The organism is Bergeyella anatis, from assembly GCF_036016955.1.
Lineage (GTDB): Bacteria > Bacteroidota > Bacteroidia > Flavobacteriales > Weeksellaceae > JAYWXI01.
Window position 1 is genome coordinate 73627 of sequence record NZ_JAYWXI010000004.1, and the last position, 24730, is coordinate 98356.

A 24730-nucleotide genomic window follows, 5' to 3' on the forward strand; every position below is an offset into this window, starting at 1 on the left:
TTAACCGTTTAATCAAACAAAAAGCAGCCATCGTAACCGATAGCCGCTTTTTTAATTTGTCTATTCCTTTACATCCACTATTCCCGTACCAAAGGCATCGTGGAACATCTAAGCAATCCTCCCATTTTGGAAATTTCACGGTAAGGAATCTCCTCCACCGTCATACCCCACGCCTCTCTAAGATGGGCATTAAGACGAGTAAAAGCCTTATCCGAAACCACAATCTCCGGTGAAATCGAGAAAATATTCGGACACATCTCGTACATCTCCTCACGCGTTACATGGAAACAATTGTCTTCTCCAAAAATATCAACAATCAAACGATAGTCGCTCTCGTCAACAAAACCATCCTTATAAATAATACACTTGTCCTTCCCCACCGGATTAAACGTACAATCCAAGTGCAAAATCCCTTCGTAAGGCACCGTATCGTTCTTCTTCAATTCCAAATCGATGATGCGCTTCTTGGGAAAATATTCCTTCAATATTTCGATGGCGTATTCGTTAGTCCTCGCCGTTTTGAAATTACGATAATCTTCGCTAAAACAAGTCCCAATGAAAATAAAATCGTTCCAAACAATCACATCCCCTCCTTCCACATGAGCCGAATCCGGCAAATTAATAATCTTACGCCATGCCACCTTCTCAAAAATTTTGCGGTACGCATCCTGTTCGTCAGCACGATCCGGAATGACATTGGAAATAATCATCCGATCATCAATCACAAAAGCAACATCTCTGGCAAAAACCTGATTGTAATCCTCGATGACTTCCGGACGAAGAACCTCCACCCCATGCTTCAACAGAACCGATTCGAACGCCTGCATCTCCGAAGTGACATCTTGTTCCGTAGGGTAAACCCCTTTCTGTATCGTTTCATACGACTTCGCATCGTAACTCTCTTCCAAGGTCGGAACCGCACCTAAAGATTTCGGCTGCCCCAACACAACGGACTTAAGTCTTCCTGTTTCGTTTTTAATATTTAATTCCATAAAAATAAATGAGAATGAAGCAAATATAATGAAATCCCCAGTACCTGAAAAATTATCCTTCCATCATTTCGTTTTTCCTTGGCCCTTCTCTCATAAAAAAGAGCCTCTGAAAAACAGAAGCTCCTTTTTTGTTATCTTTTTTCCATCGGAACATAATCCCTTTTGGCTGCCCCTTGGTAAACCTGTCTCGGTCTTCCAATCGGATCGCCCTTCAATCGCATTTCCTTCCACTGGGAAATCCACCCCGGTAGTCTTCCCAAAGCAAACATAACCGTAAACATTTCCGTAGGAATGCCTAAAGCACGGTAAATAATTCCCGAGTAAAAATCCACGTTCGGATATAATTTTCTCTCCACAAAGTAATCGTCTTCCAAAGCCACTTTCTCCAACTGCATCGCAATATCCAAAGCCTTATCCTGAATTCCCAATTTACCCAAAATATCGTCCGCCGCCTTCTTGATGATTCGAGCACGAGGATCAAAATTCTTATAAACCCTATGTCCAAAGCCCATCAAGCGGAATCCATCCTCTTTGTCTTTCGCCTTGGCAACATATTTGGCAACATCGCCACCGTCTTTTTCAATCATTTCAAGCATCTCGATCACCGCTTGATTGGCGCCACCATGCAGCGGTCCCCAAAGTGCCGAAACCCCAGCCGAAATCGAAGCGAAAAGCCCCGTATGAGCCGAACCTACCATACGCACCGTCGAAGTCGAACAGTTTTGCTCGTGATCCGCATGAAGAATAAGCAACTTATCCAATGCGTCCACAATAACCGGATCAATTTCAAACTCGTCATTAGGCATCCTGAACATCATCCGATAGAAATTCTCCACATAATTCAGGCGGTTATCGCCATGGTTAAGCGGTAAACCTTTCGTCTTTCTGTAGGTCCAAGCCGCAAGATGCGCAAATTTCGCAATCAACATCTCAGCCGCATGATCCAAATCTTCCTTAGATCTCACATCCACCGCCTTCGGATTAAAAGCCGTTAGAGCCGACGTAAGCGAAGAAAGCACCCCCATAGGGTGAGCCGAACGAGGAAAGGCATCAATGATACGCTTCATCTCCTCCGCAACATAATTGTATTCTTTAATATTTTTCTCAAACTGCTCAAACTGGTCTTTCGTAGGCAACTCCCCATGCAAAAGCAAATACATAACCTCCGTGAAATTAGACTGCTCGGCAATCTGTTCAATAGGATACCCACGGTAGTAAAGCTCCCCCTTATCGCCATCAAGATAAGTAATCTCACTAAGAGTCGCCCCCGTGTTCTTATACCCCAAATCCAAAGTAATAAGCCCCGTCTGATCCCTGAGTTTAGAGATGTCAATCCCTCTGTCTCCAATAGTACTCTCCACGATAGGATACTCAAACGACTGACCGTCGTAACTCAATATAGCTTTGTTATCTGACATTTTCTTATAAATTTTCGCTAAAAATAAACAAAAAGGACCTAAAAATCAAGCCAAAGCCCTTTATTTATGATTATTTATATCTATTCCAATCATACACAAATCCTCTTACCCCTTCATAAGCCCCAAAACATTTCACTATCAACCCCATAGAAAAAGCCCTCCGGCCTAAACCGAAGGGCTAAAATTTATTTGTAAACGTTCCTAACGCTTCACTTTAAAGGCATCCAAACCAGGAAAAACAGCCGTATCGCCCAAAGCCTCTTCAATTCTCAACAACTGGTTGTATTTTGCCATCCGATCGGAACGAGAAGCCGAACCAGTTTTGATTTGCCCGCAATTGGTCGCCACCGCAAGATCCGCAATCGTCGCATCCTCAGTCTCCCCCGAACGGTGAGACATCACCGCCGTATAACGATTATGCTGAGCCATCTGAACAGCATTCAACGTCTCCGTAAGCGAACCAATCTGATTCACCTTAACCAAAATCGAATTAGCAATCCCTTCGTTAACCCCTTTGGAAAGTCTTTCCACATTAGTCACGAATAAATCGTCTCCTACCAACTGAACCCGGTTACCGATTTTATCCGTCAAAAGTTTCCAGCCTTCCCAATCGTTCTCCTGCATACCATCCTCAATCGAAATGATAGGGTATTTCTGTGTCAGCTCTGCCAAATAAGCCACTTGTTCCTCTCTTGTCCGGCAAGCTCCTTTATCCCCCTCAAACTTACGATAATCGTAAAGACCGTCCTTATAAAACTCCGATGAGGCACAATCCAATGCCAACATCACGTCGTCGCCAGGCTTATACCCCGCCTTTTCAATCGCTTGAAGCAAAGTATCCAAAGCATCCTCCGTACCCGCAAAAGTAGGCGCAAATCCTCCCTCATCGCCCACAGCCGTAGACAATCCACGTCCCTTAAGGATGGATTTCAAATGGTGAAAAATTTCCGTCCCCTTTCTAAGAGCATGAGAAAAAGAATCCGCCTTTACCGGCATGATCATAAATTCCTGAAAAGCAATCGGAGCATCCGAGTGAGATCCCCCATTAATCACATTCATCATTGGTACAGGAAGCGTATTGGCATTAACCCCTCCAATGTATTTATACAAAGGCATCTTCAGTTCTGCCGCCGCCGCTTTAGCTGCCGCCAAAGACACCCCGAGGATAGCATTAGCTCCCAATTTCCCCTTATTGTTGGTAGCATCCAAATCAATCATAATCTGATCGATAAAATTCTGCTCATAAACAGGAAGACCTATCAACTCCGGCGCAATAACCTCCCGCACATTTTCCACAGCCTTAAGAACGCCTTTCCCCATAAAATCCGAACCCCCGTCTCTCAATTCCACCGCCTCGTGCTCTCCAGTAGAAGCCCCCGAAGGAACCGCAGCCCTTCCCATAGCCCCACTCTCGGTAAACACATCAACCTCTACCGTAGGATTTCCACGGGAATCCAAAATTTGCCTCGCTTCAATGTAAGAAATGTAACTCATAGTATTTTTCATTTTTTTTGCTGCCGGAAAACCACTCTCCCAAACAGCGGATTAATGATTTCGTTTTTGTAATCTATGCAAAGTTAAGGAATATTTAGATGAAGTACAGATGATTTTTATCTTAAAAAAAGAAGCCGATTTAATCTTACAAATCAGCTTCTTTCTCATCTAAAACTAGTTTTGCTCTAGCAAAGTATTGGAGTTAAGCTCCCTACGCGGAATCAAAAACGTCCATTTGGAATCTCCTGCCGGAACATCAAAAATATTATTAATGACTACCGAAGAATGATTAGCCCCATTTCGGTCCAAAGGCATATTCAGCCGCTTCAGATCCAAAAACCTAAAACCTTCCCCCCACAACTCAATCCGACGACTATCAAGAATTTCGGTAATATAAGCCGCACCCACAGATGCCGTTTCCACATATTGAGGATTTCTATTCTTGGAAAACTCCGTAAAAACCACTTTAGATTCCACCTCTCGCCCAGCTCTAGCCAACGCTTCAGCCTCAATCAAGTACATCTCGGCCGCTCTCATGTACGGAACATCCATCCGACTGTCCCCCGAGCTAACCGATAAAAACTTCTGACTCGTATACGGGTATTTACTAAAGTTTCTCGCAAGACCCAAGCCAACATGCGCCCCCGTTTCATCCACTACCTGAGTTCGTACGTCGGTTTTAGGAAATTTTCGGTACAGCAGCGTGTTCATAGCCTTAGGGTTTTGACGTATATTCGTCGAATTAAAATTCCGAGACATAAACGCTCCGAAATTAGCAAAGAGAGCCGTCTGATCTTCTCTAATCTGACTTCCCCAAATCCACTCGTTATTATCCAACTTGTTAAATCCCGAAAGGTACGTTCCATTATCCATCAATGCATACCCCTGCCTTGCCAATCTCGCCTGTTCTGCCGCCACTTCATAATTCCCCAACACCATCGCCACTCTAGCCTTAAGCCCTCTCACCACATTAACATCGAAATGAGACTTATGAACCCGAGTAACCCCCGTTAGCAATTCCAAAGATTTATCCAAATCCAAATTAATCTGCTTATAAACCTCCTCTACAGACGAACGCGCCAAAGGATCATCGTTCGCCTCCAAACGTAAAGGAATCCCTTTAGCATTGGGCGTGCCATCGTACCGAGAAGCATAAAGCTGAACCAACTGAAAATGAGAAAACGCCCTGAAAGCATAAGCCTGCCCCAAAGCATTACGCTTAACCACCTCACTACCAGAAGCGTTTTGACCTCCATTAATCAAAACATTCGCATTTCTAATCAGCATATAATAAAACCGCCAAGGATAAAGCATATTAGACGAGTTCTCATTTTGCTGATCCAACCACCGCACCGTAGACACAAACCAGCCGTTCCCCGTCGTGGTAAAAACAACATCCTCCCCCAAAGCATCCAACATAATCATAATACCCGATTGCCCCGACTGCCCTTGATTCCTATTTTGCCGTGTGTACATACTTCTATGCATCCCATTAATGGAAAGCATCATATTATCCGCCGTTTCGACAATACTCTCCGAAGAGATGGTATCCGTTGGCACGGTCTCCAAATAATCTTCCCTACAAGAGGACACCGACAACAACAAAATTCCTAAAACCAAATAGCTATATATTTTTTTCATTTCTACTGTAATTTGATTGATTTAAAAACTAGTTGATAATCCAAAACTCACAATTCTCGCAGGAATAAACCGGTTAGCCGTAACTCCCGAAAAAGATTGCACCGGCTCCAAACCTTTTCTAGCCGTTTTCGACCACAAATTTTCTCCATTAGCAAAAAGCTTCAAGTTCTTCAGTCCCACGCTTCCCAATATTTCTCTCGGTAAATCATAGGATACTGTCATTTGCCTCAATGTCACAAAATCCGAACTCACCAACCATCTTGTAGACCCTTGTGCCGCACTCTGATAGTTCGATGCATCCAAACGCGGAACATCCGTTATATCGCCAGGCTTCTGCCATCTATTAAGAATATCCACATTAAGTGCCTCTCCCTGAGGATACCCCGTCATCATACTCGCATAATTGGTATCGTATGTCCTTCCACCCAATTGATATGTAAACATAGCCGAAAGAGACCATCTTTTATATTGCAAAGTCGTCGCAACACTACCAAATACCTTAGGAATTACCGATCCACTATAATCATACTTAGCCTCATTATGGTTTGTGGTAAGCTTAGCCCCGTTAATCTCCCGAATCGTTGAACTTCCTGACTGAATCGCTTCGTCCGAAGCATAAAACAACCCCATTCCATCCGAAGGATCAACCCCATACCATTGCCTCAACCAATAATCATAAATAGATACACCAACCGAATATTTCTTTGTCCCTGAAATAATCTCTTCCTGAGAAAGTTTAGTAATTCGGTTCGTTAATGTGGAAGCATTCAGATTAATGCTCCATTTAAAATTCGTACCCCGAATCACATCCGCATTAAGAGCCAACTCAACCCCACTATTCTCAAGGCCACCAACATTCTCATCTCGACTCAAATTCCCCGAAGAGTCCGGTTTAGGAACGGCAAAAATCAACCCATCTGTTCCTCGTTTATAATATTCCACACTACCGGAAATTCGGTTGTTGAAAAGTCCAAACTCCAACGCAACATCAAACTGCTTATTACTTTCCCATGTCAATGTTGGATTACCAACACTATTAAGCATTACCCCCGCATTATCCAAATTGTTATAACCTAAAGCATACAACGGCTGCCAAGCATAATAAGATATCGAAGTACTATAACTTCCATCATTTCCGACCTCTCCATACGATGCCCGAAGTTTCAACTGACTGATCGCCTTGCTGTTTTTTAAAAATTTTTCCTGATCAACCCTCCATCCTGCTCCTAAAGACCAAAAGGTAGACCATCTAACATCCTTATGAAACCTTGCTGAACCGTCTCTCCTCACCGAAGCCGACAACAAATATTTACGTGCAAAATCATAATTAAATCTCGAAAAATAAGCCTCTTTAGGCAACAAAAGATTGTAGGAGGTCAAGGAGGTAGGAGTTACGAAATTAATTAGTTCATCATTGTTATCCACCACTTGACCTCTCTTATATCCGTAGACGTATTCATACTTATAGGAAATACTTTCATGCCCAAGCAAAGCATTCACACTATGAGAGCCAAAGGATTTCGTATAGTTCAAAAGTTGGTTAAAAGTCAGCGTCTGCGACTCCGTATTGGTCCTAGAGGCCGCTCCGTCAGGTGCAGCATCGCCTACAATTCGGTTTCTATAGTTTATATTCTTATAATTTCTGGTATCGTAGCCCACATTTGTGGTAAGCGTAAGCTCAGGTAAAATTTTAAATTCCGCAAAAAAACGCGAATTTATATTGTATATTTTATCGTAATCGGTATTGAGTAAAGTCTCCTGAATGACATGCCTTCCCCCCGCTGCATTAACCCCGCGGCGATCCGCAGGATCAAACACCCGCTGACCATTGGAATCATAAATATAGTTTCCTTCCGCATCCCTCGCGTAAATATTATAAATCGGACCAATATTCCGAGTCCAATTAAAAGGGTTTACGTACGAAGAATTACTACGAGTCCCATCCACCGCCTGATTGGAGAAGGAATTAGACAACGCAACATTAGACCCCAATTTAAGCCATTTTTTCAATTGGGATTCAACATTCAACCTTGCCGTCATTCTTTGATAATCCGACTTCAAGGCGTATGCCGATTCGTTAAGATAACCTATCGAAGCATAATAACTCGTTTTATTATTAGCCCCACTATAATTTAAATCATAGCTCTGACGCATTCCGGTTTTAAAAAAAACCTTCTGCCAGTCCAAATCATCATACATTAATGCCGCATTGGGATTAAGAACGCCATCCAAAACCAACTGATCATCCGGCACGTTATAAACATTATTTTTAAGAACTTCGGAAATCAAAACCCGGCTGGCATAAGCATTGGCCTGCTGCTGAGTCATCGGGTTTGTTCCTCGATACATTGCCCCATTGCGTATCGCTTCCCAAACAATGGGATAATATTGAGCCGCGTTTAAACGATCGTATTCGGGTATTGAGCGTGAAGACACCCCAAAACTTGTATTGAAATTAAACTGATCGCTCCCTTTCCTTCCCTTTTTCGTCGTTATCAATATAACTCCGTTGGCTGCACTAGAACCATACAAAGAGGTTGACGATGCATCTTTCAATACATTGAAAGACTCAATATCATCCGGATTTATATTAGCAATGTTGCCATTATAAACTGTTCCATCCACAATAAACAGTGGAGCGTTATTGGTGTTTATCGAACTGAACCCGCGAATACGTATCGCCGGCCCACTTCCCGGTTGCCCCGACCCTGTAGAAATCTGAACCCCCGGCGTGGCCCCATCCAAAGCTTGTGAAACATTGGTCATCGCCCGCTGAGCAAAGTCTTTTGCTTTAATCTCGGCATTCGAACCCACCAATGTTTCCTTTGCTTGCTTTCCGTAAGCTACCACAATGATCTCTTCAATATCCTTCGTCTTCGTTGTGTCCACCGCCTTTCTCTGAGCTTGAGCAAAATGACAAACAGAGAACACCGAAACCAAGGACAATACACTTGTAATTTGTCTTCTCATTTTTACTAGTTTTTACAAATATAATAATTAAATACTAATTTAACAGAATTAAAAACAAATAAAACAAAAATAATCCGTTTTATATTATTTTTTTGTAACTTTAGAAGTAATTTAATCTCAAGTTATGAAAAGACTATTTTTCACTCTACTAGCCGCAGGCATTTTATCCAGCTGCGGAAAAGAAAACGGAAACAAAAGCGTTCTGAAAGCAGATTCTTTGACTCAAAGCGAAAATCCGACGCAAGTTGAGGAGCAGCAATACCGCTATGTCGCCGAAGACGGCAGCAATGCCAACGTCACATTTACGATTTCCGAGAAAGGAAACACTATCACCATCCTAAGTAACGGAAAAACCATCCGTGCTGAACAAACAAAAAGCAGCGACAAAGAAACAATCTATAAAACCCATGACATCGAAATCAAATCCCAAGGCGACAGCCTTACTATCCTGCAAGGCAATGCGGTAATCGAACTCAAGAAAGCAAGAGGACAATAAAAAACCTCAAAAAATAAAAAAAGCGCAGTTTTAACTGCGCTTTTTATTTGAAAAAAGATAGAAATTACTCTTCTGTCTTCTCTGTAGTCTCTGAAGCTTCTGTTTGAGGCTCTTCTGCTTTTACTTCTTCCTTTGCAGGCGTTGCAGCAGCTTCTGCCTTCTTGGCTCCACCTCTACGGCTTCTTCTGGTTGTCTTTTTCTCCTCTGCATTAGGATTATACAACTCATTGAAGTCCACAAGTTCGATCAAAGCCATATCAGCAGCATCTCCTGCTCTGAATCCGGTTTTGATGATTCTGGTGTACCCTCCGTTTCGATCAGCGATTTTAGGCGCTACCGTTCTGAATAGTTCCGAAACAGCCTCTTTACTTTGAAGGTAAGAGAATACCGTTCTTCTATTGTGTGTTGTATCTTCTTTTGCTTTAGTTAAAAGGGGCTCAACATAAACTCTCAAAGCCTTAGCCTTGGCAACCGTCGTGTTGATTCTTTTATGCTCAATAAGAGAACAAGCCATATTAGAAAGCATCGCCTTTCTGTGAGAGGCCGTTCTTCCTAAGTGATTGATTTTTTTACCGTGTCTCATTGTTTATTATTTATCAGCATCTAATTTATACTTTGCAACGTCAAAACCGAAGTTAAGACCTTTTGAATGCACTAATTCTTCTAATTCTGTTAAAGATTTCTTACCGAAATTTCTGAACTTCATCAAATCAGACTTACTGTAAGATACCAACTCTCCTAGGGTTTCCACTTCCGCCGCCTTCAAACAATTAAGAGCTCTTACGGAAAGATCCATATCGGCCAGTTTGGACTTCAAAAGTTGTCTCGTATGAAGCGTCTCCTCATCGTATTGTACGGAAGACTTCACCGCTTCGGTTTCCAAAGTGATGCGCTCGTCAGAGAACAACATGAAGTGGTAGATCAAAATCTTAGAAGCTTCCGTCAAAGCATTCTGAGGCGTGATCGACCCATCGGTTTCAATATCTAATACCAGTTTTTCGTAGTCTGTTTTTTGCTCTACACGATAATTTTCAACGGAATATTGGACTTTTTTGATTGGCGTGAAGATCGAGTCGATCGCAATGGTTCCCAAAGGCGCATTGTTCGACTTGTTCTGCTCGGAAGGAACATACCCTCGGCCTTTCTCTATATTGAAGGTAATCTCAAAGTTAACGTCTTTGGTCATATTACAGATCACTAGATCCGTATTTAGAACCTCAAAACCACTCATTGATTTTCCAAGATCCGCCCCAGTCACCTGAGTTTGCCCGGAAACCTTCGCTACAACCTGCTCACCAGACTGCCCCTCAGCCTTAGCCTTAAGGCGAAGTTGCTTGAGGTTTAGGATGATTTCGGTAACGTCTTCGATGACTCCCGGAATGGTAGAAAATTCGTGCTCTACTCCTTCAATCTTGATAGATGAAATAGCATATCCTTCCAGAGAAGAAAGCAACACTCTTCTCAAAGCATTACCGATGGTAAGACCAAAGCCCGGCTCTAACGGTCGGAATTCAAACTGACCTTTATAATCGTCCGAGTTTAATAGAATTACTTTATCGGGTTTTATGAATTGTAAAATTGCCATATTATTGTTGGGTTGAGCAAAAATGTGATTTAATGATTATTTGTTGTAAAGTTCGACGATCAGCTGTTCCTTAATGTCTTCAGGAATCTGAATACGCTCAGGCGCTGAAACGAAAGTCCCTTCTTTCTTCTCGTCGTTGAACTGCAACCATTCGTAAGTCGATTTAGATGCCAAAGCATCGGCAATGACGTCAAGGGATTTAGACTTTTCTCTCACAGCCACCACATCGCCCGCTTTCAACAAATACGAAGGAATGTTTACCACTTCTCCGTTAACGGTAATGTGTCGGTGAGAAACCAATTGTCTTGCCCCTGCTCTACTCTTAGCAAAGCCCAAACGGTAAACCACGTTATCCAATCGGGATTCGCAAAGTTGCAAAAGAACTTCACCAGTAACCCCTTTAGAACGAGATGCCTTATCGTAAAGATTAGCAAACTGTCTCTCCAAGATACCGTAAGTATACTTTGCTTTTTGTTTTTCTGTTAGCTGAATTGCATATTCAGAACGTTTTGCACCTCTTCTTTTGTTAGGCCCGTGCTGTCCCGGTGGTTGATTTTTTCTTCGCTCGAAGTTTTTATCATCACCATAGATAGCCGCACCGAATTTACGTGCAATCTTTGTTTTTGGTCCAATATATCTTGCCATTGTTTTAGGATTTTAGATTTTAGTTTTCTTACTTTTAAGGGTAAATGAAATCATTTAGGACTTAAAAATTTAAAAACTTAAAATTTTTCAGATTATACTCTTCTTCTTTTTGGAGGTCTACATCCGTTGTGTGGCATTGGAGTCACATCAACGATTTCACTAACTTCAATTCCTGAGTTGTGGATGGATCTGATTGCAGATTCTCTACCTGCACCAGGCCCCTTAACGAATACTTTTACTCTTCTAAGCCCCGCTTCGTGAGCAACTGCCGCACAATTCTCGGCAGCCATTTGAGCCGCGAAAGGTGTATTCTTTTTAGACCCTCTGAACCCCATTTTACCGGCAGATGACCAAGAGATAACCTCTCCGTTTTTATTGGTTAAAGAAATGATAATATTATTGAAAGACGCTTGGATATGCGCTTCTCCAATCGCCTCTACTTTTACTTTTCTTTTTTTAACTGTTTTTGTTTGTTTTGCCATAATTCTAACGATTATTTACTTGCTTTTTTCTTGTTAGCAACAGTTTTTCTTCTTCCTTTACGGGTTCTAGAATTGTTTTTCGTTCTTTGGCCTCTTAAAGGTAGTCCCAGTCTGTGACGTATTCCTCGTTGGCATCCTATGTCCATCAGACGCTTGATGTTCAATTGAACCTCAGAGCGCAATTCTCCTTCTACTTTCACATTCTCTGTGATGTAGTTTCTGATGGCAGCCAATTCATCGTCATTCCATTCGTTGACTTTCTTGTCCTCGCTGATACCGGCAGCTTTCAAAATTTCAGAAGCTGTGCTTCTTCCAATTCCGTAGATGTAAGTTAAACCGATAACGCCTCTTTTGTTTTTTGGTAAATCAATACCTGAAATTCTCGCCATAATTTAATGTTAACCTTGTCTTTGTTTAAATTTTGGGTTCTTCTTGTTGATTACGAAAAGTACACCTTTTCTGCGTACAATTTTGCAATCAGCACTTCTTTTTTTAATAGATGCTCTAACTTTCATTTGATATATGTATTTCTTTTTTTCAAACGCTAAGGGGAATCTTCCAGACTCCTCCTCCTTATGTATTCCGGTTAATACCTGAATGTGATCCGCCCCTTCGTCAAATCGTAAGGGGACATCTCCAGCCTTACCTTATCGCCAGGCAATAGCTTAATGTAGTGCATCCGCATTTTACCGGAAATATGGGCAATAAGAATATGCCCATTTTCCAGTTCTACGCGAAACATGGCGTTCGAGAGAGCCTCTACGATTACGCCATCTTGTTCAATATGTTTCTGTTTAGCCATTATACTTTATTAGTAATTTGTGGTCCTTGAAAGTTTTGACTGCATCAAACCATCGTAGTGATGATTCAACAAGTACGTGTTAATCTGCTGAACCGTATCCAAGATAACGCCCACCATAATCAACAACGACGTGCCGCCGAAAAACAGCGCAAAACGATCCGTCTGAACCAATGTTCCGTACACAAGAGCCGGAAGGACTGCAAAGATAGCTAAAAATATCGAACCCGGCAAAGTTATTTTGGAAAGTATATTATCCAGATAATCAGCCGTTTCTTTCCCTGGTCTTACCTTAGGAATCAGCCCACCGTTACGCTTAAGATCGTCGGCCATCTGATTTACCGGAATGGTAATCGCCGTATAGAAGAACGTAAAGACAATAATCAAAAACGCAAACAAAACGTTATACTGCCAGCTAAATACGTTCTTAAACCCAGCAAGGAAAGTATTGGTCTCGTCCAAATTAGTGAGCAACCCGGGAACAAACATCAGTGCCTGAGCAAAGATGATCGGCATCACCCCCGCGGCATTGAGTTTTAGTGGAATCCATTGTCTCGCCCCTTGCATCAAGTTGCGATTAACCCCACCGCGCGCCTGAGCCCTACTCACATACTGAATCGGAATTTTACGTACCGCTACCGAAAGGATAATCCCCAAAAGCACCACCAGCATCCAAAACAATACTTCTACGAGAATCATAATGGTTCCCGCTCCTCCTTTTCCGGTTTGCGTAGCCACTTCCTGTACAAAAGAAGAAGGAAGATCCGCCAAAATACCAACCATAATAAGAATGGAAATACCGTTGCCTATACCGCGATCCGTAATTTTCTCACCCAACCACATTGCAAAAACCGATCCTGCGACCAAAATAACAACGCTGGGTAACCAAAACATTACGGAACTTGGATCCACGTAGTAAGCCGATTGGAACTGGCTATACGGGATAAACATCTGCGTGATGGAAGTAAGATAAAACGGCGCCTGTACCAAACACACCACGATGGTTAACCACCGCGTGATTTGATTAAGGGTATTGCGTCCGCTTTGTCCATCCTTCTGAAGTTTTTGCAGATAAGGAATGGCCATGCCCATCAACTGAACAATAATCGATGCCGAAATATACGGCATGATCCCCAAGGCCAAAATGGATGCCCGACTAAAGGCTCCTCCCGTAAATGAAGAAAGCAAACCGAGAAGTCCTGCTCCCTGTTTGCTACCTCCTTGGTTTTGGTACTGCTCCAAAAGACTTCCCACCTCGGCGATGTTAATCGCCGGAAGGGAAATATGAGATGCGAATCTATACACCAGGATCAGACTTAAAGTATAAAGGATTTTATCCCTAAGTTCTTTAAGACTCCAAATGTTTTTAAGTGTTTGTATAAATTCTTTCATTACTTGTTAAAAAAGAGATTAAAGAGTAATTGCTTTACCTCCTGCCTTAGCGATAAGCTCCTGAGCAGACTTTGTAAATTTGTCGGCAGAAATCGATACGCCAGATTTTAGCTCGCCTCTACCAAGGATTTTTACTAAATCGTTTTTGGAAGCCAAGCCATTCGCTACCAAAACTTCCTTAGTGATCTCTCCTGTAAGGTTTTTAGTATCGATAAGGGTTTGTATGGTATCCAAGTTGATTCCTCTAAACTCTTTTCTATTAACATTATTGAAACCGAATTTCGGCAATCTTCTCTGAAGTGGCATTTGCCCTCCTTCAAAACCAATCTTGTAAGAATATCCTGATCTTGATTTCTGACCTTTATGACCTTTCGTTGAAGTACCGCCTTTTCCGCTTCCTTGCCCTCTACCAATTCTCTTAGAATTGTGAGTCGATCCGCTTGCCGGTTGTATGTTGTTTAACTTCATTTTAGTTAGATTTGGGATTGTTAAGATGAGAGAGAAGAGACTCGAAAATACAGAGAAGAAACTCCTTTGAATTTTTTAAGCCCCTTTTCTCTTTCTCTATTTTTATTTTTGAACTTCGACTAAGTGACTCACTGCAGCAACCATACCTAGGATGGCAGGCGTTGCTTCGTGCTCTACAACTTGGTGTAATTTTCTAAGACCTAAAGCTTCAAGGGTTCTCTTTTGCGTTTTAGTTCTACCAATAGCACTTCTTACTTGTTTTACTTTAATTGTTGCCATTTGTCCTGAAACTTTTTTAGTGTTTAAATACTTTGTCTAATGATACACCTCTCATTCTTGCAATCTCTTCCGGTGTTCTGATGTCCAACAACGCCTTGAAAGTTGCTTTCACAACGTTGTGCGGGTTAGAAGATCCTTTAGATTTAGTAAGAATGTCTTTGATACCGGCAGATTCCACAACGATACGAACCGTGTTACCAGCAATAACTCCGGTACCGTGGGAAGCAGGCTTCATGAAAACGTCCGCTCCTCCGTATCTTGCTGAAACTTCGTGATAAATCGTTCCTTCTTTTGTAATAGGAACTCTCACCAAGTTTTTCTTTGCATCTTCCACCGCCTTGGAAATCGCCGTAGCAACTTCCTTGGATTTACCCAAACCGTAACCGATAACGCCAGCCTCGTCTCCTACCACTACGATGGCAGAAAATCCGAAAGCACGCCCTCCTTTGGTTACTTTGGTTACTCTGTTTACAGCTACGAGACGATCTTTAAGTTCTAATCCTCCCGGTTTTACTTTTTCGATATTATCTAGTCCTAACATTATTTCCGAAATTTTATGATTAGAATTTAAGTCCGCCTTCTCTCGCACCATCCGCAAGAGCTTTCACTCTACCGTGGTATACGAATCCGTTTCTGTCGAACACTACGTTTTCAATCCCTACCGCTTTCGCTTTTTCTGCAATGGCTTTCCCTACTTCTGCAGAGATTTCAACCTTTGTTCCTTTTGCATTAAGCGCTCTGGAAGAAGCCGATGCCAATGTCTTTCCTTCTTTGTCGTCGATCAATTGTGCGTAAATTTCCTTATTACTTTTGTAAACGGATAATCTTGGCAATTCAGCAGAGCCGGAAATTTTTCCTCTTACTCTTCTTTTGATTCTTAATCTTTTTTCTAATTTATTCAGTGCCATTTTCTTACAATTTATTAAGCAGATTTACCAGCTTTACGTCTAACAATTTCTCCAACAAATCTAACCCCTTTTCCTTTGTACGGTTCAGGCTTTCTGAATGAACGGATTTTCGCCGTAACCATTCCCAAAAGTTGCTTGTCGTGAGACGATAAAGTAATAATCGGGTTTTTACCTTTTTCAGTCAATGTATCCACTTTGATCTCGCTAGGAAGTTCCAAAACGATACCGTGAGAGAATCCCAAAGCCAACTCCAGCTTTTGACCGGAATGCGAAGCTCTGTATCCTACCCCTACCAATTCGAGTTTCTTTTCGAAACCTTCGGATGTACCAACAATCATGTTGTTGATAAGCGCACGGTAAAGACCGTGAAGCGCCTTGTGTTGTTTAGAATCTGAAGGACGGTTTACGTTAAGTTCCCCTTCTTTCAGTTCTAGGGTAATTCCTCCGGTAAGTTCCTGTGTAAGCTCTCCTTTAGGACCTTTTACCGTTACTACACCGTCTTTCTCAGTGACTGTAACTCCGGCAGGAATCGTTATAATTGCTTTACCAATTCTTGACATTTTCCTTTTTTTAAAAATTAATAAACATAGCAGATTACTTCGCCGCCAACATTTTCATTTTTCGCTTGCTTACCCGTCATCACTCCCTTGGAAGTGGAGATAATAGCGATCCCTAGCCCGTTAAGAACTCTTGGAAGTTCTGAAGAACCAGCATAGTATCTCAAACCTGGACGAGAAGCTCTCTGGATAGATTTGATAGCCGGCTTTCCGGTTAGTTTATCATACTTCAAAGCGATTTTGATCGTTCCCTGAACATTGTTATCCTCAAACTTGTAGTTTGTGATGTAACCTTGGTCAAATAGAATCTTCGTAATCTCCTTTTTGATTTTCGATGCAGGAATTTCCACCACTTTATGGCCTGCGCTTTGTGCGTTCCTTACTCTTGTTAGGAAATCTGAAATTGGATCTGTTACCATTTTTCTTTTTTTGTTGTTATTGGTTAATGATAATCAGTATTTGAAAACCAACGGAAAGCGACCCGCCCCGAAAGAAAAGCCTCTTTCCGCCTCGGCCTTCAAACTTAATTATCTCGATTTAATCTAAATTGTTACCAACTTGCTTTTTTAACGCCCGGAATAAGACCTTGGTTGGCCATCTCACGGAACGTTACCCGAGAAATCCCGAAGGTTCTCATGTATCCTCTTGGTCTTCCGGTTAGCTTGCAACGGTTGTGCAATCTTACTGGGGAAGCGTTTTTAGGAAGTTTTTGCAATGCTTCGTAATCGCCAGCTTCTTTCAAAGCTTTTCTTTTCTCAGCATATTTAGCAACCAGTGCTTCTCTTTTGCGCTCACGCGCTTTCATTGATTCTTTAGCCATTTCTTAGTTCTTTTTGAATGGTAAACCGAAGTGAGTTAATAATGCTTTCGCCTCTTTATCCGTCTGAGCCGTCGTTACGAAAGTGATGTCCATCCCTTGGATTTTTTTCACTTTGTCGATTACGATCTCAGGGAAAATAATCTGCTCGGTAATACCAAGGTTATAGTTTCCTCTTCCGTCGAAACCGTCAGCTTTAATTCCGCTAAAATCTCTGATTCGAGGAAGTGCAGAAGAAGTCAAACGATCCAAGAACTCGTACATTTTGTCCGATCTTAGCGTTACTCTTGCTCCTACAGGCATCCCTTTTCTTAGCTTGAAAGCCGCCTCGTCCTTCTTAGACAAAGTCCCGACAGCTTTCTGCCCGGTAATTGCGGTAAGTTCCTCCACGGCATAGTCTACAATTTTCTTGTCTGCAGTGGCCGCACCCAAACCTTGGGATACCACAATCTTCACCAACTTAGGTACTTGCATAATGCTTTTGTACCCAAATTCTTCCATCATTGCAGGAACAATTTTCTCTTTATATAGTTGTTTTGGTCTTGCTACGTATTCCATAATTTAGATTTCTTTACCGGTTGTTTTAGCAATTCTTACTTTCTTATCACCTTCCACTTTGTAGCCAACCTTTGTCGCTTTTCCTTCGGAGTCCAAAAGAGCCACATTGGAAATATTGATGGAAGCTTCCTTCTCTACAATACCCCCTTGAGGATTAGAAGCAGAAGGCTTAACGTGTTTTTTCACGATGTTTACACCTGCCACAATCACTCTAGGGTCTTGTCCTTCTTTGCGGATAACCTGAAGAACCTCTCCTTTGCTCCCTTTATTTTTACCGGTCGTAACGATAACGTTATCTCCTCTTTTAATTTTAACTTTAGTCATTTTTTCTAAAATTTTAAAACATTAAAGTACTTCAGGGGCCAATGAAATGATCTTCATGTATTCCTTATCTCTAAGCTCTCTCGCCACAGGACCGAAAACACGGGTTCCTCTCATCTCTCCTGCCGCATTCAAAAGAACGCAAGCATTGTCATCGAAAGAAATATACGATCCGTCTTTTCTTCTAACCGCCTTCTTGGTTCTCACCACTACAGCCTTAGAAACTTGTCCTTTCTTTGCGTTTCCGGATGGTGTAGAATCCTTGATAGTCACTACGATTTTATCACCAACTGAAGCATATCTTCTTCTGGTTCCTCCCAGAACTCTGATAACCAATACCTCCTTAGCACCTGTGTTATCAGCAACTTTTAATCTTGATTCTGTTTGTAACATTACTTAGCTTTTTCAATGATTCTTACTAATCTCCATCTTTTATTCTTGCTCAAAGGTCTAGTCTCTTGGATAAGAACTGTATCACCTTCGTTGCACTCGTTGTTTTCATCATGTGCGGTGTATTTCTTCGTTTTCAATACGAATTTACCGTACATTGGATGTTTCATTCTCATCGTTTCGCTTACAACAATAGTTTTTTCCATTTTGTTGCTGGAAACCACTCCGATTCTTTCTTTTCTTAAATTTCTTTCCATTGTAAAATGAATTATTGTTGTTTAGCGGTTAATTCGGTTTGTACTCTTGCGATTGTTTTTCTCAAATCTCTGATCTGGATCGGATTTTCAATCGGACTGATCTTGTGAGCCAATTTCATCTTATTGTAATCGGCTTTCAAAGCAGCCAGTTGGTTCTGAAGATCCGCAACGCTTAAATTCTTGATGTCAGCTTTATTCATTTCTTCAAAGATTATTGAGGTTTAACAAAATCGTTAGCCACGACAAATTTAGTCACTACTGGCAATTTCTGTGCCGCAAGACGAAGCGCTTCTTTCGCTACCTCGTAAGGTACGCCTCCTACTTCGAACATAATCTTACCAGGTTTTACAACAGCCACCCAATATTCCACAGCACCTTTACCTTTACCCATCCGTACTTCGGCTGGTTTCTTGGTGATTGGCTTATCCGGGAAAATTTTAATCCAAAGCTGCCCCTCTCTTTTCATATATCGCGTTGCAGCAATACGAGCCGCCTCGATTTGTCTTGCAGTAATCCATGCGCCTTCCATAGCCTTGATTCCGAAAGTACCATACGCCAATTGGTTTCCTCTTTGCGCATTTCCTTTCATCTTCATTTTATGAACACGACGGAATTTTACTCTTTTTGGTTGTAACATAATCTTTTAGATGTTAGATGTTAGATGTTAGATGTTAGATAAATTTTCAATCAGTTCTTGTAACGGAAGTTCTAATTTCTAATTTCTCGCTTCTAACTTCTGATTAATTATTGTTATTGTTTCGTCTTGGTCTTCTGCCGGATTCTCTCTCCGATCTTCCACCAGACTTTTTCTGTTGTCCTACCAGTGGGGAAAGCTCTCTCTTTCCGTACACCTCGCCTTTCATGATCCATACCTTAACGCCCAATCTACCGTAAGTAGTGTGCGCCTCAGACCAATGATAGTCGATATCGGCTCTGAATGTAGACAATGGGATTCTTCCTTCTTTGAAAGATTCGCTTCTTGCCATTTCTGCACCGTTCAAACGTCCAGAAATCTGTACCTTAATTCCTTCTGCTCCCATTCTCATGGTTGAAGCAATAGCCATTTTAACGGCTCTTCGGTAAGAAATTCTGTTTTCGATTTGCTTCGCGATGCTGTCAGCCACCAATACGGCATCCAATTCCGGTCTTTTAATCTCAAAAATGTTGATCTGAACTTCCTTACCGGTAAGTTTTTTCAACTCTTCTTTCAATTTGTCAACCTCCTGACCTCCTTTACCGATGATCAATCCCGGTCTTGCCGTTGTAATGGTTACCGTTACCAGTTTCAAGGTTCTCTCGATGAAAATTCTTGAAACGCCTCCTTTAGATAATCTTGCCTCAAGGTATCTTCTGATTTTGTAGTCTTCCGCGATACGGTCTCCGTAATCGTTTCCGCCAAACCAGTTAGAATCCCATCCTCTGATGATTCCTAGTCTGTTACCAATTGGATTTGTCTTCTGTCCCATACCTTGAATTATTTATTATCTTTTGAGTCTAAAATTAACGTAACGTGATTGCTTCTCTTTCTGATTCTATACCCTCTACCTTGTGGAGCTGGTCTTAGTCTCTTTAATTGTCTTGCGCTATCCACGTAAATTTCTTTAACGAAAAGGTTAGCCTCTTCAATATCCGCTCCTTCGTTCTTCACTTGCCAGTTTGCGATAGCCGAAAGAAGAAGTTTTTCCAATTTGTTAGAAGCTTCTTTTTTAGAATATCTCAAGATGTAAAGAGCTTTATCTACGCTCTCCCCACGGATGATATCGGCAACGAGTCTCATTTTTCTAGGGGATGAAGGGCAATCGTTAAGACGAGCTTTTACAACATCCTTGTTTGCTATTTTTCTAGCTAATGCGCTATCTTGTTTTCTTGATCCCATGATTATCTGCTACCTTTATTTTTGTTACCACCGTGACCTCTGAAAGATCTTGTCGGAGAAAATTCGCCTAACTTATGACCCACCATGTTTTCCGTAACATATACCGGGATAAATGTCTTCCCGTTGTGTACCGCAATGGTTTGTCCTACGAAGTCCGGAGAAATCATTGACGCTCTGGACCAAGTTTTAATTACTGTCTTTTTACCAGACTCTATATTTGCCTGAACCTTCTTATCTAAATGATGAGCGATGAAAGGTCCTTTTTTAAGTGATCTTGCCATAATTATTTTCTTTTAGATACGATGTAACGGTTAGACACTTTATTTTTCTTTCTGGTTTTGTAACCTTTAGCCGGCTTACCGTTTCTTGATCTTGGGTGACCTCCTGAAGAACGTCCTTCACCACCACCCATTGGGTGATCTACTGGGTTCATTACAACCGCTCTGGTTCTTGGTCTTCTACCTAACCATCTGCTTCTACCCGCTTTACCGGATACCGTAAGTTGGTGATCGGAGTTAGATACCGAACCAATCATTGCGATACACTCGGTAAGAATCATTCTGGATTCTCCTGAAGGCAATTTTACGATGGCATACTTACCGTCTCTGGATGTCAATTGCGCTGAAGATCCTGCTGATCTTGCAAGAATAGCCCCTTGACCAGGCTTCATCTCGATACAAGAAATCACAGTACCCAACGGAATGTTTTTTAGTTTCATTGCGTTACCAATTTCTGGCTCGCAGCTCTCAGAAGAAATAACTTTCTGATCGACTTTGATACCGCTTGGCGCGATGATGTATCTTTTTTCACCATCAGCGTATTCCAATAGAGCGATGAAAGCCGTTCTGTTTGGATCGTACTCTACAGATTTTACCGTCGCCTCAACATCAAACTTGTTTCTTTTGAAGTCGATAATTCTGTATTTCTTCTTGTGTCCACCTCCGGTGTAACGCATGGTCATTTTACCAGTGTTATTACGTCCACCTGACTTTTTAATACCAACAACTAGAGATTTCTCTGGTTTGTTTGTAGTAATTTCCTCAAAATTGTTCACAATTCTGAATCTCTGTCCCGGGGTGATAGGTTTTAATTTTCTAACAGACATTACTATTATTTATAATTATATGATTAATTGCTAAATGCTTTATTAGTTTTTAAGCAGAATGCAGGAGAGGGTTTCCACATCCTGCATACCGCTTTCAAACTATAATTTACACTGAAAAGATGTCGATTACTTCGCCTTCTGCAAGCTTTACAATCGCTTTTTTCAGTTTGTTGGTTTTCCCAACCTGTAGTCCTTTTTTGGTGTACTTCGCAGATACTTTCGGCGCATAAATCATGGTATTTACGTCCGCTACCTTTACACCATAAGCTGCTTCTACTGCGTTTTTGATTTGGATTTTATTGGCTTTAGTATCCACTAAGAAGCTGTATGTCCCTCTCAAATCCGTCAGATAGTTTGCTTTTTCTGAAATGACTGGTTTAATAATAACTGACATGATTTATTTCTTTAAGTTTTCTGTGAATTTTTCTACCGCACCCTCAACAAACACAATCTCACCAGCGTTGATCAAATCGTAAGAAGAGATCTCGTTGTAAGTAAGAACTTTGGTTTTAGGCAAGTTTCTTGAAGACAGATAAACATTTTTATTTGCTTCAGGAAGAATATACAAAGACTTCTTACCTTCGAAACCTAACGCGTTGTTGATATTGATAAACTCCTTAGTTTTAGGGGTTTCAAAAGAAAACGCCTCCAATACTTTAATAGAGTTATCTCTCATTTTTTGAGAAAGAACAGATTTCTTAGCCAATCTCTTCAACGCTTTGTTAAGCTTGAATCTGTAGTTTCTTGGCTTAGGACCAAATACACGACCTCCTCCTTTGAATACCGGAGATTTAATATCACCGTAACGGGCAGATCCTGATCCTTTTTGTTTTTTCAACTTCTTAGTCGAAGCCGTAATCTCACTTCTTTCTTTGGATTTATGCGTTCCTTGTCTTTGTGCGGCAAGGTACTGCTTTACTTCTAGGTAAACCGCGTGTTGGTTAGGCTCAATCCCGAATACCGAATCGTCCAACGTTACTTTTTTCCCGGTTTCCTTTCCCTGGATGTTATATACTACTAGTTCCATCTTCTTACAATTACATATGAATTTTTAGCTCCCGGAACAGCACCTTTTACAACTAAAAGATTTTGTTCTTCATCAACTTTCAACACTTGCAGGTTCTGTACGGTAACTTGCTTACCTCCCATTCTTCCTGCCATTCTCATCCCCTTGAATACTCTCGAAGGATCAGATCCCGCACCAATAGAACCCGGCGCTCTCAATCGGTTGTGCTGCCCGTGAGTTTGCTGCATTACACCGCCGAAACCGTGTCTTTTCACAACCCCTTGGAAACCTTTACCTTTAGACGTTCCGGTTACATCCACAAATTCTCCTTCAGAGAAAAGATTAACCTTCACCTCATCTCCTACTTTCAAGTGATCGAATCCGTGATGGAATTCTACCAACTTGGCTTTAGGAGCCGAACCAGCCTTTTTGAAATGACCGGCCAACGCTTTACCAACGTTCTTCTCACTCTTGTCATCGAAACCCAACTGATAGCCCACATAGCCATCATTCTCTACGGTTCTGACCTGTAAAACCGAACATGGCCCCGCTTGAATAACTGTACATGGAATATTCTTCCCGTTCTCGTCAAACAATGAGGTCATACCGATTTTTTTACCAATAATACCTGACATTATACTAAATTATTATATCTTGTTATTTACTTGATTTTCATTTCACTTTAAAAAGCACTTCTATTTTTTGCTTTAGGCGTACTTCTCCCGTAAAATGAGTGTGCAAATTTATGTTTTTTTTCTTAACTGACAAACAGCAAGTTAAAAATATTTTGATTTTTAGACGATTTCATCCGATATTTTTCCTCGTTAGCCTTTTTTCCTCCTTTCAAAAGGCCTTTATCTAAGATTTCATCTCTCCCTTCTCCGTTCGCAACACCACAACCTCCAACCCACGAAAATCGTCATACCCAAATAAAAAAAGGACCGCCCAAAGCAGTCCTCAACAATTTAGTCCTAAGATTTTTTAGTTCTAATCAATCGTATCAAATCGGGTATACTCTGCGATTTTCGCCGGAATCTTGATCCCTTTTTCCGTCTGATTGTTTTCCAAAAGGGCCGCCATAATCCGAGGCAAAGCCATTGCCGAACCATTAAGCGTATGCGCCAACTGCGCCTTGCCTTCCGCTCCTTTGTAACGGCACTTCAAGCGATTAGCCTGAAACGTCTCAAAATTGGATACCGAACTGACCTCCAGCCACTTCTCCTGCGCCGCACTCCAAACCTCAAAATCATAAGTCATCGCCGAAGTAAAGCCCATATCTCCTCCGCACAGCCTCAATATCCTGAACGGAAATTCCAAATCGGTTAAAAGCCCTTTCACGTGCTCCACCATTTCCTCAAGCGCCGCATAGGAGTTCTCCGGTTTTTCAATGCGCACAATCTCCACTTTTTCAAACTGGTGTAAACGATTAAGCCCGCGCACGTGCGCCCCATAACTCCCCGCTTCCCGACGATAACATTGGGAAAAAGCCGTATTCTTAACCGGAAGATTTTTCTCCTCCAAAATCACATCCCGATAAATATTGGTTACCGGAACTTCCGCCGTGGGAATCAGGTAAAGGCCATCCTCCCCAATATAATACATCTGTCCTTCCTTATCCGGCAATTGCCCCGTACCATAACCCGAAGCCTCATTAACCACATGCGGAGGATTCACTTCCAAATACCCCGCTTCCACGTTTTTATCCAAGAAATACTGAACCAAAGCCCGCTGCAGCCGAGCCCCCTTTCCTAAATAAACCGGAAAACCTGCTCCGGCAATTTTCACCCCAAGTTCGAAATCAATCAAGTTGTACTGTTTGGCCAATTCCCAGTGAGGCACCGCACCTTCGCCCAAGCCCTCCACTTCATGAGATTGATAAACCACCTCATTGTCCTCTGCCGACTTTCCCGCTTTTACCAACTCGTTCGGGATATTCGGAATAAGGTACAACGTTTCCAAAAGCGTCTTCTCACTTTGCTCCAACTTTTGCTTCAAATCCTGAGAAGCCGTCTTATATTCCGCCGTGCGAGCCTTCGCCGCCTCGGCTTCCTCTTTCTTCCCCTCCTTCATTAACAATCCTATCGCTTTGGATATTTTGTTCATCTGAGCCAAAGTTTCATCCAGCTCAAATTGTATTTTTTTCCGTTCATCATCCGTTGCGATAGCCTCTTCCACCAAATGAAGTTGTTGGAAATGCCGCTTGCGGAGCCCTTCCATAACGCGCTCTTTATTCTCGCGCAGAAAATTGACCTGTAACATATTTTATCTTAAAGG

General features: G+C 41.7%; 35 protein-coding genes. 1 reads left to right on the forward strand and 34 read right to left on the reverse strand.

Annotated elements, in window-relative coordinates; translation table 11 throughout:
• Positions 1 to 77: 77 nt before the first annotated feature.
• From VQ048_RS04090 to VQ048_RS04110, 5 genes are all read right to left on the reverse strand, one after another.
• A complete protein-coding gene (locus VQ048_RS04090) occupies positions 78 to 992 on the reverse strand; it encodes a dimethylarginine dimethylaminohydrolase family protein (protein WP_327610414.1) in 915 nt (304 codons plus the stop codon).
• 131 nt (positions 993 to 1123) lie between these two features.
• Positions 1124 to 2410, reverse strand: coding sequence for a citrate synthase (locus VQ048_RS04095; protein ID WP_327610415.1), 1287 nt, complete (start codon positions 2408 to 2410; stop codon positions 1124 to 1126).
• 201 nt (positions 2411 to 2611) lie between these two features.
• Positions 2612 to 3904 carry a phosphopyruvate hydratase gene (gene eno, locus VQ048_RS04100; protein ID WP_327610560.1) on the reverse strand — a complete coding sequence of 431 codons (1293 nt, stop codon included), beginning with the start codon at positions 3902 to 3904 and terminating at the stop codon, positions 2612 to 2614.
• A 174-nt stretch (positions 3905 to 4078) separates the two neighbouring features.
• A complete protein-coding gene (locus VQ048_RS04105; RefSeq protein ID WP_327610416.1) occupies positions 4079 to 5545 on the reverse strand; it encodes a RagB/SusD family nutrient uptake outer membrane protein in 1467 nt (488 codons plus the stop codon).
• A 21-nt stretch (positions 5546 to 5566) separates the two neighbouring features.
• A complete protein-coding gene (locus VQ048_RS04110; RefSeq protein WP_327610417.1) occupies positions 5567 to 8515 on the reverse strand; it encodes a SusC/RagA family TonB-linked outer membrane protein in 2949 nt (982 codons plus the stop codon).
• Positions 8516 to 8639: 124 nt separating this feature from the next.
• On the opposite strand from VQ048_RS04110, the gene VQ048_RS04115 reads away from it, so the two are divergent.
• Positions 8640 to 9011 (forward strand): hypothetical protein, encoded by a 372-nt coding sequence (locus VQ048_RS04115; protein WP_327610418.1) that lies wholly within the window; start codon positions 8640 to 8642, stop codon positions 9009 to 9011.
• A 64-nt stretch (positions 9012 to 9075) separates the two neighbouring features.
• On the opposite strand, the gene rplQ is transcribed toward VQ048_RS04115, so the two are convergent.
• The 29 genes from rplQ to serS form a co-directional block, all read right to left on the reverse strand.
• Positions 9076 to 9594 carry a 50S ribosomal protein L17 gene (gene rplQ / locus VQ048_RS04120; RefSeq protein WP_327610419.1) on the reverse strand — a complete coding sequence of 173 codons (519 nt, stop codon included), beginning with the start codon at positions 9592 to 9594 and terminating at the stop codon, positions 9076 to 9078.
• 6 nt (positions 9595 to 9600) lie between these two features.
• Positions 9601 to 10596, reverse strand: coding sequence for a DNA-directed RNA polymerase subunit alpha (locus VQ048_RS04125; protein ID WP_327610420.1), 996 nt, complete (start codon positions 10594 to 10596; stop codon positions 9601 to 9603).
• 36 nt (positions 10597 to 10632) lie between these two features.
• Positions 10633 to 11241: a 30S ribosomal protein S4 gene (gene rpsD / locus VQ048_RS04130; protein ID WP_327610421.1), complete on the reverse strand. Its 609-nt coding sequence runs from the start codon at positions 11239 to 11241 to the stop codon at positions 10633 to 10635.
• Positions 11242 to 11333: 92 nt separating this feature from the next.
• Positions 11334 to 11723, reverse strand: coding sequence for a 30S ribosomal protein S11 (gene rpsK, locus VQ048_RS04135; RefSeq protein WP_327610422.1), 390 nt, complete (start codon positions 11721 to 11723; stop codon positions 11334 to 11336).
• Between the two features lie 11 nt (positions 11724 to 11734).
• Positions 11735 to 12112 carry a 30S ribosomal protein S13 gene (gene rpsM / locus VQ048_RS04140; RefSeq protein ID WP_327610423.1) on the reverse strand — a complete coding sequence of 126 codons (378 nt, stop codon included), beginning with the start codon at positions 12110 to 12112 and terminating at the stop codon, positions 11735 to 11737.
• 9 nt (positions 12113 to 12121) lie between these two features.
• Complete coding sequence (gene rpmJ / locus VQ048_RS04145) at positions 12122 to 12238, reverse strand: 50S ribosomal protein L36 (RefSeq protein WP_007839480.1); 117 nt, start codon at positions 12236 to 12238, stop codon at positions 12122 to 12124.
• A 71-nt stretch (positions 12239 to 12309) separates the two neighbouring features.
• Positions 12310 to 12525, reverse strand: coding sequence for a translation initiation factor IF-1 (gene infA / locus VQ048_RS04150; protein ID WP_120488268.1), 216 nt, complete (start codon positions 12523 to 12525; stop codon positions 12310 to 12312).
• 9 nt (positions 12526 to 12534) lie between these two features.
• Complete coding sequence (secY, locus tag VQ048_RS04155) at positions 12535 to 13914, reverse strand: preprotein translocase subunit SecY (protein ID WP_327610424.1); 1380 nt, start codon at positions 13912 to 13914, stop codon at positions 12535 to 12537.
• An 18-nt stretch (positions 13915 to 13932) separates the two neighbouring features.
• Positions 13933 to 14382: a 50S ribosomal protein L15 gene (gene rplO, locus VQ048_RS04160; RefSeq protein WP_327610425.1), complete on the reverse strand. Its 450-nt coding sequence runs from the start codon at positions 14380 to 14382 to the stop codon at positions 13933 to 13935.
• Positions 14383 to 14484: 102 nt separating this feature from the next.
• Positions 14485 to 14661: a 50S ribosomal protein L30 gene (gene rpmD / locus VQ048_RS04165; protein WP_327610426.1), complete on the reverse strand. Its 177-nt coding sequence runs from the start codon at positions 14659 to 14661 to the stop codon at positions 14485 to 14487.
• Positions 14662 to 14677: 16 nt separating this feature from the next.
• Entirely contained in the window at positions 14678 to 15202 is a 525-nt protein-coding gene (gene rpsE, locus VQ048_RS04170) for a 30S ribosomal protein S5 (RefSeq protein ID WP_327610427.1), read from the reverse strand.
• A 19-nt stretch (positions 15203 to 15221) separates the two neighbouring features.
• A complete protein-coding gene (gene rplR / locus VQ048_RS04175) occupies positions 15222 to 15569 on the reverse strand; it encodes a 50S ribosomal protein L18 (RefSeq protein WP_327610428.1) in 348 nt (115 codons plus the stop codon).
• Between the two features lie 14 nt (positions 15570 to 15583).
• Positions 15584 to 16129 carry a 50S ribosomal protein L6 gene (gene rplF, locus VQ048_RS04180; protein WP_327610429.1) on the reverse strand — a complete coding sequence of 182 codons (546 nt, stop codon included), beginning with the start codon at positions 16127 to 16129 and terminating at the stop codon, positions 15584 to 15586.
• A gap of 17 nt (positions 16130 to 16146) precedes the next feature.
• A complete protein-coding gene (gene rpsH, locus VQ048_RS04185) occupies positions 16147 to 16545 on the reverse strand; it encodes a 30S ribosomal protein S8 (protein ID WP_327610430.1) in 399 nt (132 codons plus the stop codon).
• Between the two features lie 131 nt (positions 16546 to 16676).
• Complete coding sequence (rpsN, locus tag VQ048_RS04190; protein ID WP_327610431.1) at positions 16677 to 16946, reverse strand: 30S ribosomal protein S14; 270 nt, start codon at positions 16944 to 16946, stop codon at positions 16677 to 16679.
• A gap of 3 nt (positions 16947 to 16949) precedes the next feature.
• Positions 16950 to 17501 carry a 50S ribosomal protein L5 gene (rplE, locus tag VQ048_RS04195; RefSeq protein ID WP_327610432.1) on the reverse strand — a complete coding sequence of 184 codons (552 nt, stop codon included), beginning with the start codon at positions 17499 to 17501 and terminating at the stop codon, positions 16950 to 16952.
• A gap of 3 nt (positions 17502 to 17504) precedes the next feature.
• The gene (gene rplX, locus VQ048_RS04200; RefSeq protein WP_327610433.1) at positions 17505 to 17825 is read right to left on the reverse strand and encodes a 50S ribosomal protein L24; all 321 of its coding nucleotides are present in this window, start codon (positions 17823 to 17825) and stop codon (positions 17505 to 17507) included.
• Between the two features lie 21 nt (positions 17826 to 17846).
• The gene (gene rplN / locus VQ048_RS04205; RefSeq protein WP_327610434.1) at positions 17847 to 18215 is read right to left on the reverse strand and encodes a 50S ribosomal protein L14; all 369 of its coding nucleotides are present in this window, start codon (positions 18213 to 18215) and stop codon (positions 17847 to 17849) included.
• Positions 18215 to 18469, reverse strand: coding sequence for a 30S ribosomal protein S17 (rpsQ, locus tag VQ048_RS04210; protein WP_002661338.1), 255 nt, complete (start codon positions 18467 to 18469; stop codon positions 18215 to 18217). Before rpsQ ends, rplN begins: the two co-directional genes overlap by 1 nt.
• A gap of 11 nt (positions 18470 to 18480) precedes the next feature.
• On the reverse strand, positions 18481 to 18669 hold the full coding sequence (gene rpmC, locus VQ048_RS04215; protein WP_327610435.1) for a 50S ribosomal protein L29: 189 nt from the start codon (positions 18667 to 18669) through the stop codon (positions 18481 to 18483).
• Positions 18670 to 18680: 11 nt separating this feature from the next.
• A complete protein-coding gene (gene rplP / locus VQ048_RS04220; RefSeq protein WP_327610436.1) occupies positions 18681 to 19106 on the reverse strand; it encodes a 50S ribosomal protein L16 in 426 nt (141 codons plus the stop codon).
• 103 nt (positions 19107 to 19209) lie between these two features.
• Positions 19210 to 19935: a 30S ribosomal protein S3 gene (gene rpsC, locus VQ048_RS04225; protein ID WP_327610437.1), complete on the reverse strand. Its 726-nt coding sequence runs from the start codon at positions 19933 to 19935 to the stop codon at positions 19210 to 19212.
• A gap of 8 nt (positions 19936 to 19943) precedes the next feature.
• Positions 19944 to 20345, reverse strand: a complete 402-nt coding sequence (gene rplV, locus VQ048_RS04230; protein WP_327610438.1) for a 50S ribosomal protein L22 — start codon at positions 20343 to 20345, stop codon at positions 19944 to 19946.
• A gap of 2 nt (positions 20346 to 20347) precedes the next feature.
• Positions 20348 to 20626, reverse strand: a complete 279-nt coding sequence (gene rpsS, locus VQ048_RS04235; RefSeq protein WP_327610439.1) for a 30S ribosomal protein S19 — start codon at positions 20624 to 20626, stop codon at positions 20348 to 20350.
• 2 nt (positions 20627 to 20628) lie between these two features.
• A complete protein-coding gene (rplB, locus tag VQ048_RS04240; protein ID WP_327610440.1) occupies positions 20629 to 21450 on the reverse strand; it encodes a 50S ribosomal protein L2 in 822 nt (273 codons plus the stop codon).
• 106 nt (positions 21451 to 21556) lie between these two features.
• Complete coding sequence (gene rplW, locus VQ048_RS04245) at positions 21557 to 21844, reverse strand: 50S ribosomal protein L23 (RefSeq protein ID WP_327610441.1); 288 nt, start codon at positions 21842 to 21844, stop codon at positions 21557 to 21559.
• Positions 21845 to 21847: 3 nt separating this feature from the next.
• Entirely contained in the window at positions 21848 to 22477 is a 630-nt protein-coding gene (gene rplD / locus VQ048_RS04250) for a 50S ribosomal protein L4 (RefSeq protein ID WP_327610442.1), read from the reverse strand.
• Complete coding sequence (gene rplC / locus VQ048_RS04255; protein WP_327610443.1) at positions 22468 to 23091, reverse strand: 50S ribosomal protein L3; 624 nt, start codon at positions 23089 to 23091, stop codon at positions 22468 to 22470. Before rplC ends, rplD begins: the two co-directional genes overlap by 10 nt.
• Before the next feature lie 352 nt (positions 23092 to 23443).
• On the reverse strand, positions 23444 to 24715 hold the full coding sequence (gene serS / locus VQ048_RS04260; protein WP_327610444.1) for a serine--tRNA ligase: 1272 nt from the start codon (positions 24713 to 24715) through the stop codon (positions 23444 to 23446).
• Positions 24716 to 24730: the final 15 nt, after the last annotated feature.

Coding starts and splice junctions, on each gene's coding strand:
- rpmJ (WP_007839480.1), bottom strand. CDS start 12,238: ATGAAAGTTAGAGCATCTATTAAAAAAAGAAGTGCTGATTGCAAAATT.
- VQ048_RS04095 (WP_327610415.1), bottom strand. CDS start 2,410: ATGTCAGATAACAAAGCTATATTGAGTTACGACGGTCAGTCGTTTGAG.
- rplB (WP_327610440.1), bottom strand. CDS start 21,450: ATGTCTGTTAGAAAATTAAAACCTATCACCCCGGGACAGAGATTCAGA.
- VQ048_RS04090 (WP_327610414.1), bottom strand. CDS start 992: ATGGAATTAAATATTAAAAACGAAACAGGAAGACTTAAGTCCGTTGTG.
- secY (WP_327610424.1), bottom strand. CDS start 13,914: ATGAAAGAATTTATACAAACACTTAAAAACATTTGGAGTCTTAAAGAA.
- rpsN (WP_327610431.1), bottom strand. CDS start 16,946: ATGGCTAAAGAATCAATGAAAGCGCGTGAGCGCAAAAGAGAAGCACTG.
- rpsS (WP_327610439.1), bottom strand. CDS start 20,626: ATGGCAAGATCACTTAAAAAAGGACCTTTCATCGCTCATCATTTAGAT.
- rplF (WP_327610429.1), bottom strand. CDS start 16,129: ATGTCAAGAATTGGTAAAGCAATTATAACGATTCCTGCCGGAGTTACA.
- rpsE (WP_327610427.1), bottom strand. CDS start 15,202: ATGTTAGGACTAGATAATATCGAAAAAGTAAAACCGGGAGGATTAGAA.
- rplX (WP_327610433.1), bottom strand. CDS start 17,825: ATGACTAAAGTTAAAATTAAAAGAGGAGATAACGTTATCGTTACGACC.
- rplQ (WP_327610419.1), bottom strand. CDS start 9,594: ATGAGACACGGTAAAAAAATCAATCACTTAGGAAGAACGGCCTCTCAC.
- rplC (WP_327610443.1), bottom strand. CDS start 23,091: ATGTCAGGTATTATTGGTAAAAAAATCGGTATGACCTCATTGTTTGAC.
- rpmC (WP_327610435.1), bottom strand. CDS start 18,669: ATGAATAAAGCTGACATCAAGAATTTAAGCGTTGCGGATCTTCAGAAC.
- serS (WP_327610444.1), bottom strand. CDS start 24,715: ATGTTACAGGTCAATTTTCTGCGCGAGAATAAAGAGCGCGTTATGGAA.
- rplN (WP_327610434.1), bottom strand. CDS start 18,215: ATGTTACAAACAGAATCAAGATTAAAAGTTGCTGATAACACAGGTGCT.
- rplD (WP_327610442.1), bottom strand. CDS start 22,477: ATGGAACTAGTAGTATATAACATCCAGGGAAAGGAAACCGGGAAAAAA.
- rplV (WP_327610438.1), bottom strand. CDS start 20,345: ATGGGATCAAGAAAACAAGATAGCGCATTAGCTAGAAAAATAGCAAAC.
- rpsD (WP_327610421.1), bottom strand. CDS start 11,241: ATGGCAAGATATATTGGACCAAAAACAAAGATTGCACGTAAATTCGGT.
- VQ048_RS04110 (WP_327610417.1), bottom strand. CDS start 8,515: ATGAGAAGACAAATTACAAGTGTATTGTCCTTGGTTTCGGTGTTCTCT.
- rpsK (WP_327610422.1), bottom strand. CDS start 11,723: ATGGCAAAACAAACAAAAACAGTTAAAAAAAGAAAAGTAAAAGTAGAG.
- rplE (WP_327610432.1), bottom strand. CDS start 17,501: ATGGAATACGTAGCAAGACCAAAACAACTATATAAAGAGAAAATTGTT.
- infA (WP_120488268.1), bottom strand. CDS start 12,525: ATGGCTAAACAGAAACATATTGAACAAGATGGCGTAATCGTAGAGGCT.
- eno (WP_327610560.1), bottom strand. CDS start 3,904: ATGAGTTACATTTCTTACATTGAAGCGAGGCAAATTTTGGATTCCCGT.
- rplW (WP_327610441.1), bottom strand. CDS start 21,844: ATGTCAGTTATTATTAAACCAGTCATTTCAGAAAAAGCAAACTATCTG.
- rpsH (WP_327610430.1), bottom strand. CDS start 16,545: ATGGTAACAGATCCAATTTCAGATTTCCTAACAAGAGTAAGGAACGCA.
- VQ048_RS04115 (WP_327610418.1), top strand. CDS start 8,640: ATGAAAAGACTATTTTTCACTCTACTAGCCGCAGGCATTTTATCCAGC.
- rpsM (WP_327610423.1), bottom strand. CDS start 12,112: ATGGCGAGAATTTCAGGTATTGATTTACCAAAAAACAAAAGAGGCGTT.
- rpmD (WP_327610426.1), bottom strand. CDS start 14,661: ATGGCAACAATTAAAGTAAAACAAGTAAGAAGTGCTATTGGTAGAACT.
- rplP (WP_327610436.1), bottom strand. CDS start 19,106: ATGTTACAACCAAAAAGAGTAAAATTCCGTCGTGTTCATAAAATGAAG.
- VQ048_RS04105 (WP_327610416.1), bottom strand. CDS start 5,545: ATGAAAAAAATATATAGCTATTTGGTTTTAGGAATTTTGTTGTTGTCG.
- rpsQ (WP_002661338.1), bottom strand. CDS start 18,469: ATGGAAAGAAATTTAAGAAAAGAAAGAATCGGAGTGGTTTCCAGCAAC.
- rplR (WP_327610428.1), bottom strand. CDS start 15,569: ATGGCACTGAATAAATTAGAAAAAAGATTAAGAATCAAAAGAAGAGTA.
- rpsC (WP_327610437.1), bottom strand. CDS start 19,935: ATGGGACAGAAGACAAATCCAATTGGTAACAGACTAGGAATCATCAGA.
- rplO (WP_327610425.1), bottom strand. CDS start 14,382: ATGAAGTTAAACAACATACAACCGGCAAGCGGATCGACTCACAATTCT.
- VQ048_RS04125 (WP_327610420.1), bottom strand. CDS start 10,596: ATGGCAATTTTACAATTCATAAAACCCGATAAAGTAATTCTATTAAAC.